At 39.6% G+C, this 6934-nt stretch carries 6 protein-coding genes; 5 read left to right on the top strand and 1 reads right to left on the bottom strand.

What is annotated here, in order from left to right; all coding sequences use genetic code 11:
• The 4 genes from CWB65_RS11485 to CWB65_RS11470 form a co-directional block, all read left to right on the top strand.
• Positions 1 to 2028 (top strand): methyl-accepting chemotaxis protein (locus CWB65_RS11485; RefSeq protein WP_138740611.1); only part of this gene is annotated, 2028 nt, incomplete at its 5' end.
• Between the two features lie 72 nt (positions 2029 to 2100).
• Positions 2101 to 2925, top strand: coding sequence for a CheR family methyltransferase (locus CWB65_RS11480; protein ID WP_006793789.1), 825 nt, complete (start codon positions 2101 to 2103; stop codon positions 2923 to 2925).
• On the top strand, positions 2915 to 3532 hold the full coding sequence (gene cheD / locus CWB65_RS11475; protein ID WP_006793790.1) for a chemoreceptor glutamine deamidase CheD: 618 nt from the start codon (positions 2915 to 2917) through the stop codon (positions 3530 to 3532). The genes CWB65_RS11480 and cheD overlap by 11 nt, the downstream gene beginning before the upstream one ends.
• 8 nt (positions 3533 to 3540) lie before the next feature.
• Positions 3541 to 4575: a protein-glutamate methylesterase/protein-glutamine glutaminase gene (locus CWB65_RS11470; protein ID WP_008129089.1), complete on the top strand. Its 1035-nt coding sequence runs from the start codon at positions 3541 to 3543 to the stop codon at positions 4573 to 4575.
• Between the two features lie 19 nt (positions 4576 to 4594).
• Here CWB65_RS11470 and CWB65_RS11465 read toward each other — a convergent pair whose 3' ends face one another.
• The gene (locus tag CWB65_RS11465) at positions 4595 to 5620 is read right to left on the bottom strand and encodes a polysaccharide deacetylase family protein (protein ID WP_008129091.1); all 1026 of its coding nucleotides are present in this window, start codon (positions 5618 to 5620) and stop codon (positions 4595 to 4597) included.
• Between the two features lie 42 nt (positions 5621 to 5662).
• On the opposite strand from CWB65_RS11465, the gene CWB65_RS11460 reads away from it, so the two are divergent.
• Positions 5663 to 6934, top strand: coding sequence for an MATE family efflux transporter (locus CWB65_RS11460; RefSeq protein WP_008129093.1), 1272 nt, complete (start codon positions 5663 to 5665; stop codon positions 6932 to 6934).

Below are 6934 nucleotides of genomic sequence, written 5' to 3'. Positions count from 1 at the left end.
CAGGCCTCTTATAACCCAATCTATGATATGAATGGCAAGCCATTTAAAGTAATTAAATACGCATCCGATATAACAGCTCAAAAAGAGTTAGAAAAATCTTCGCGTAAAACTGCAGACTTAGCCAGCGCCTTAAAAGTATGCCAAGCAAATGTAATGATTGCAGACCAAGACCTTAATATTGTATTCGTAAACGAGCGCGTGCAAGACATGTTAAAAGCGCGTGAAAAAGACCTACAAACCGTATTGCCACAATTTTCTGTTGATAATTTAATAGGTACTTGTGTCGATGATTTTCATAAGAAGCCGTCACACCAACGAGATTTATTAAAAAATTTAGATAAGCCTTATAAAGCAGAGCTGCGTTTAGCGGGGCTTATTTTTACATTAATAGCGACGCCATGGTACAGCCAAGAAGGAAAGAAACTCGGTACCATTGTTGAGTGGGACGATATTACTGAAAAGGTTGCTAAAGCTGACGCAGAGCGTGCCATAGCACAAGAAAACCTTCGTGTGCGTCAAGCACTTGATACTGTCGCGACTAATACCATGATTGCAGATTCAGCAAATGTCATTGTGTACATGAATAAAGCTGTTAGAAATATGATGCGTATTGCTGAAAGTGACCTTCGAAAAGACTTACCTAATTTTGATAGCAAAAATCTACTTAATCAAAATATTGATGTATTTCATAAAAACCCAGCGCACCAACAAAACTTATTAGCAACGTTAAAAGATACTTACAGCACGCAAATAAAGGTTGGTGGACGCACATTTGGTTTGGTTGCAAACCCAATAATAACCCCAGAGCAAGAGAGAATTGGCACCGTTGTAGAGTGGGAAGATAGAACCGCAGAGGTTGCAATAGAAAGAGAAATAGCGCAATTAGTGAGTGCTGCAGGAGAGGGAGACCTTGATACGCGTGTAATGGAAGAGGGTAAAGAGGGGTTCTTTTTACGCTTGGCACAAGGGTTAAACAGTTTAGTTAAAATTGTTGACGATGCGGTCGCAGATACTGGCAATATGCTAGATGCCTTGGCAACCGGTGACTTATCTAAGCGAATTGAAAAAGAATACAAAGGCTCGTTTGATAAATTAAAACGCGACGCAAACACCACGGCAGATAAATTAACGGAGGTTATTAATCGTATAAGTTCATCAGCAACCTTAGTGGCCAGTGGCGCAGAAGAAATTTCTCAGGGGAACGCAGATTTAAGTCAGCGCACGGAAGAGCAAGCATCATCATTGGAAGAAACCGCCTCAAGTATGGAAGAAATGACGAGTACAGTCCGTCAGAATGCAGACAATGCTAAAGTGGCAAATACACTCGCAGAAGAAACATGCGATAAAGCGATTCAAGGTGGTGAAGTGGTTAATCGTGCTGTGACGAGTATGTCGGCAATTAATGAATCGAGTAAAAAGATTGCTGACATCATTGGTGTGATTGACGAAATTGCATTTCAAACTAACTTGCTTGCACTTAATGCGGCCGTTGAAGCAGCTAGAGCGGGAGAGCAAGGGCGTGGCTTTGCGGTTGTTGCAGGTGAAGTGCGTAATTTAGCTCAGCGCTCAGCAGGGGCCGCTAAAGAAATTAAAGAGCTGATAAGAGATAGTGTAGGTAAAGTAGCAGATGGCTCTCAGCTTGTTAATGAATCAGGTGCAACGCTTAAAGAAATTGTGGTGTCGGTACAAAAAGTGACGCAAATGATTTCAGATATTACAGAGGCATCTGAAGAGCAAAGTGCAGGTATAGAGCAAGTAAATAAAGCTATATCTCAAATGGATGAAATGACCCAGCAAAACGCAGCCTTAGTTGAAGAAGCATCGGCTGCAGGTGAATCAATGGCTGAGCAAGCAAATGAAATGCGCAGACTCCTTAATTTCTTTTCACTGGGTCAGCAAGACATGGCTATTATGTCACCCACGATGAATACCCCAAGTTTAGCTCACAAATCACAAAGTAACGCAGTACAAAGCAAGCCAAGAGGCGATAATTTTATTGATTCGGCAGACGAGTGGGAAGAATTTTAATTATTTGATTACAGGCCTTATTGGAAAAGCGCTCAATAAGGCCACACTCACTACTATGTATGAGAGCTGCTAATGAAAGAGTTTCTGTGTACCGATCGCGATTTTAAAGACATTGCCAATTTAGTTTACAACGCTTGCGGTATTGTATTAGGCGATCATAAACGTGAAATGGTGTACTCACGTTTAGCAAGGCGGATAAGAGCGCTAAAATTAAACGACTTTAAAGCCTACTTAGCCTACTTAGATACGCATAAAGACCAAGAGTTTGATGCGTTTATAAATGCAATTACCACTAATTTAACGTCTTTTTTTCGTGAAGTTCATCATTTTGAATTTATTAAATCTGAGCTTATACCTAACTTAATAAAGGCGAACAAAGACACCAAGCGGGTCAGAATATGGTCTGCAGGCTGCTCAACAGGAGAAGAGCCCTACAGCTTAGCAATGACGCTAAATAATGCATTTCCAAGTAATTGGGATGTAAAAATTTTAGCCACCGATTTAGATTCTAACGTGTTAGAAAAAGCGCAAAAAGGTGTGTATACCGCGGCAAACGTAAATGGCTTAGATGCCACTCATCTAAAGCGTTGGTTTTTAAAAAGTAAAGATGGCGAACACTATAAAGTGAAAGACACGCTGCGTGAGCGTATTTCTTTTAAGCGCTTAAACCTATTGCAAGACTGGCCAATGAAAGGGCCGTTTGATCTTATTTTATGCCGCAACGTGGTTATTTATTTTGATAAAGAAACGAAAGATCATTTATTTAAACGCTATGCAAATATTCTAAGCGATCACGGTTACTTATTTTTAGGTCACTCAGAGAGTATGGGTAAAGAGCACTCAAATTATAAAAATTTAGGAAAAACTATGTATCAATTGAGAGCACATGCAGGCTGAATTTAGAAGTGTTTTACCCAGTTTTGAACACATTAAGCGTTACTGGGATTCAGGAAGAAATCATGTTGTTGCCAAAGTGCTTCCAGGGGAGTTTTATGTATCTAAAAATAATGAATTGATTTCAACGGTACTTGGCTCATGTATTGCGGCCTGTGTTTACGATGAAGTGTTAGGTATTGGCGGGATGAATCATTTTATGCTGCCGATACAAAAAGGCGTAGAGCTTAAAAGTGCACACGGCTTAAACTGCCGTTATGGTAATTGGGCTATGGAATACCTAATTAATGAAGTATTAAAAAACGGTGCGTCTCGTCATAATTTAAAAATTAAGCTATTTGGTGGCGGAAAAATAATTAGTGCAATGACAGATATTGGGCTGGGTAATATTAGTTTTGCTACCGCCTATGTTAAAGAAGAAGCGTTAAATTTAGTGGCCCATGATATGGGTGGCCCGTGGCCTAGAAAAATATTTTTTCATCCACAAACGGGTAAAGTGTATATGAAAAAACTTAAAAAATTACATAACGATACCATTGAAAAGCGCGAAGTACGTTACTTGCAAAACCTTAAAAAGCAAGAAGTGGTATCGAATATAGAGTTGTTTTAGGAGTCGCTATGATAAATGTATTAATAATCGATGACTCCCCTTTAATTAGAGGGTTGCTTACAGAAATACTGCAACAAGCTAACGACATTAACGTAGTGGGCTGTGCTGAAGATCCATACCAAGCACGCGAAATGATCAAAAAGCTTAATCCCGATGTACTTACCTTAGACGTAGAAATGCCAAAAATGGATGGGATTAGCTTTTTAAAAAACCTAATGCGCCTAAGGCCTATGCCCGTGGTTATGATTTCTACGCTTACGCAGAAGGGGTCGCCCATTACATTAGAGGCGTTAGAGCTAGGTGCTGTGGATTTTATTGCTAAGCCAACAAATAACGTAAGAGCCCAGCTGAGTCATTACGCGTCACTGGTTCAACAAAAGGTAAGAATAGCCGCAGGTGCACGAATCCGCAGCTTTAAAAAAGCGCCACCCGATACAAAACCTATAAGTTCAGAGACTGAATTTTTATTAAATAAAGTGATTGCAATTGGTGCATCTACCGGGGGTACCGAGGCAATAAAAGAAGTACTAATAAAAATGCCAGTTAATTGCCCTCCTATTGTAATTACTCAGCATATTCCTCCCGTATTTAGTGCCTCGTTTGCTGAGCGTATGGATAGAACATGCTTAATTAATGTGAAAGAGGCACAACATGGCGACAAGCTAAGCCCAGGTTGGGCTTATATTGCCCCCGGCGGGCTTCATTTAAGCGTAAAAAAGCGAGGAATTGCTTTGTATTGCCAGCTCGACGATGGTGAGCCTGTAAATCGGCATAAACCAGCCGTTGACGTACTATTTGATTCGCTTGTAAATTGTGGATCAAAAAATATAGTGGCAGCAATACTTACAGGTATGGGCGCTGATGGGGCTAAAGGACTGTTAGCACTGAAGCAAAACGGTGCATACACGTTAGCGCAAGATGAATACTCATCAGTTGTGTGGGGAATGCCTAAAGCCGCCATTGATTTAAATGCAGCCAATGAAGTGGCTGCACTTGATAAAATGGCTGAGCGATTATTAAGCCAAGCAGTTAAACCTAACTAAATAAATAGAAAGCTCAAAGTTATTGAATAACCCAAGGCTGAGAAAACCAATAATAGCTGTTCGGTTTTTTAATTGAAGGCGCTGTACAATTAAAGCGTGAACGGCCTTTGTTCAGTTTTTTAGGTGATGTTACCTCTACCGTATTATCAGTCACCCAGTTCAAGTTTGCTTTGCCAATCCCCGACACATAACAAGCCAGTTGTGACTTGTTAAAATCATCAACTTGAAACCTAATAGTTAACGCAGGTGGGTTTTGGGTTGTTACGCTATTTTCATAGCTTAATTGAGTAATATTAAATGCCTGAGAATTTAATTTGGTTGCCAGTGTTTTTATGTCGCTATAAACGCCAGATGCAGGAAAGCGAGGTAATCGACTAAAGTTAGTGTGTTTATTTAGAGCACCAGAATGCTGGCCAATGCCTATATAGCCAAGCTCTGTCACTAAAGCTTGTAACTCGTTATCAAACTCTCCGTAGGGGTAAGCTAAATATTTATAGTTGTGGCCTATCTCTTCTTTTATACGTTGTTGTGAATGAACAATATCTTGGGTGATACGTTTTTTCCATTGCGTGTTAGTTTCACCGTCAAGTTTTAGATGTAAATAGTCATGCTGTGCGGTGTGGTTACTTATAAGTGCGCCTTTTTTACTCAGTTCTTTAAGTTTATCCCAACCCATCACATAGCGTTTACCTTCGTCTATGAGCTTAGGGTTAACAAAAATTGTGTATGGATAGCCAAACTTTTCGAGTATTGGAGCAGCTTGATCATAATTATTGTTGTAACCATCATCAAACGTGATGGCGACGGTTTTATCAGGTAAGGTATGGCCTTGTTTTAAAGCATCAAGTAGTTCATTTAAGGCAATAACATTAAAATCATTATTTTTTAAATAGTTTAGATGCTCTGTAAACGTTTCTTCGCTCACACTAGTGACCGCCGGCAGGGTTTCACTTACATGGTGGTACTGTAAAATAACACCAGCATGAGCACGTAAAGATAACCCAATAAGAGTCAATAAAACTAAATGAAACAATTTCTTATACATAATAAAGCACACCATAAAAGCTTGCTGTTGTTAGCAGGACCAATGATATTATCAAATATCACCGTGCCACTGTTAGGAATAGTTGATACCGCGGTCATTGGCCATTTAGGCAGTGCTCATTATTTGGCTGGTATTGCGTTGGGCTCAGCTGTTATCTCCATTTTATTTTGGCTCGCGGGTTTTTTAAGAATGAGCACAACCGGCATGGTTGCCCAAGCCTATGGCCAAAATGACTTAACCCAGTTAGCTGCTTTACTAAAACGAAGCCTATTACTTGCCAGCATAGTGGCATTATTTCTTATTGCTATGTCTCCTTTAATAAAACACGCAATAGCATTTTTATCAGACGCTAATAATGCCGTGCTAAGCGAGGCCTATACTTATTTTAGTATTCGAATTTTTAGCGCGCCAGCGGCACTATGTAACTTGGTTTTATTGGGTTGGATGTTAGGCGTTCATTATGGACGAGGGCCATTTTACTTATTGTTGGTAACAAATAGTGTAAATATTGTGCTTGATATTTATTTTGTTGTTTTTTTAGATTGGGCTGTAGCAGGCGCGGCATGGGCATCGTTAATCGCTGATTATACTGCGCTGGTATTCGCGCTGTTTTTAGTGACTAAACTCGCAAAAAAACAAGGTGTAGTGTTAAGTACTCCGCACTGGTTTAGCTTTAAAAAAATGGCAGGGTTATTGAGTTTAAATCGCGACATTTTCATTCGCTCTTTAATACTTCAGTTGTGTTTTAGCTTTATGACTTTTTATGGCGCGCGTATTGGCGAAACAACCCTTGCAGCGAACGCAGTATTACTAAACTTTTTAATGTTAGTCAGCTTTGCTCTGGATGGCATAGCTTACGCAAGTGAGGCTAAAGTAGGCCAAGCTAAAGGTCAGCAAAGTGTAAGTAAAATACAGCTGTGGGTAAAAATAAGTGTATTTTGGGGAATATTATTTGGCGTGATTTATAGCGTGTTTTTTGCTGTGTTTGGCGCTTATATAATTACGCTATTAACCAACGTACCTGAGGTTATTAATGAGGCTACGCAATATTTACCATGGGTAATTGCTTTGCCATTATTAGCAATGAGCTGCTTTTTATTTGATGGTGTATTTGTTGGTTTAACGCGCGCTAAAGATATGCGAAATAGTATGTTGCTATCGGCAGCTATTGGGTTTTTTGGTGTATTTTGGGTATTTAATGATTGGCAAAATAATGGGCTATGGCTTGCGATGAGCTGCTTTATGCTAATGCGTGGAGTTACATTAATAATAAAATATCAAACGCTTAAAGCTAATAATCAGCTGCTAGATTAA

Source organism: Pseudoalteromonas sp. S554 (assembly GCF_005930865.1).
GTDB classification, from domain to species: Bacteria; Pseudomonadota; Gammaproteobacteria; order Enterobacterales; family Alteromonadaceae; genus Pseudoalteromonas; species Pseudoalteromonas marina.
Note: the sequence above shows the minus strand (reverse complement) of the source record. Positions and strands in the feature narration are given on the sequence as shown.

Excerpts from the sequence above, each read along its gene's own strand:
- CWB65_RS11470 (WP_008129089.1), top strand. The coding sequence starts at position 3,541 with ATGATAAATGTATTAATAATCGATGACTCCCCTTTAATTAGAGGGTTG.
- cheD (WP_006793790.1), top strand. The coding sequence starts at position 2,915 with ATGCAGGCTGAATTTAGAAGTGTTTTACCCAGTTTTGAACACATTAAG.
- CWB65_RS11460 (WP_008129093.1), top strand. The coding sequence starts at position 5,663 with ATGATATTATCAAATATCACCGTGCCACTGTTAGGAATAGTTGATACC.
- CWB65_RS11465 (WP_008129091.1), bottom strand. The coding sequence starts at position 5,620 with ATGTATAAGAAATTGTTTCATTTAGTTTTATTGACTCTTATTGGGTTA.
- CWB65_RS11480 (WP_006793789.1), top strand. The coding sequence starts at position 2,101 with ATGAAAGAGTTTCTGTGTACCGATCGCGATTTTAAAGACATTGCCAAT.